Raw genomic sequence first — 286 nt, 5'->3', positions numbered from 1 at the left:
TCAGCATCGGCGCGTTTGCTAAAACTTTTTCTGCACCACACGGCGACACTTTGGATACAGTTCACCCCTTGCGCCTGGTCCGCAGACCGAGCACCACTGCTACTGCGAGAATCACGGCAGCACCTGAAAGCGCGGGCACCATCATACTCCCGAATACAGTGTCTGTCGCAAAAAGGGCAGGATAGCCGGACTGCCAGAACACCCAGTCCGAACCCAGAGTTGTGGCCAGAGAGGACTGCCCGGACACCAGGATAACCAATGCGTCGCCGCTCTCAGGATTCAACCT

1 pseudogene is annotated in these 286 nt (G+C 57.3%); it reads right to left on the bottom strand.

The window, feature by feature from the left end:
* Nucleotides 1-61: 61 nt before the first annotated feature.
* A pseudogene (locus A3709_RS24210) lies at nt 62-286 on the bottom strand (hypothetical protein); the annotation flags it as partial.

The sequence above is a fragment of the Halioglobus sp. HI00S01 genome (assembly GCF_001635445.1).
Taxonomy (GTDB): domain Bacteria; phylum Pseudomonadota; class Gammaproteobacteria; order Pseudomonadales; family Halieaceae; genus Halioglobus; species Halioglobus japonicus.
Note: the sequence above shows the minus strand (reverse complement) of the source record. Positions and strands in the feature narration are given on the sequence as shown.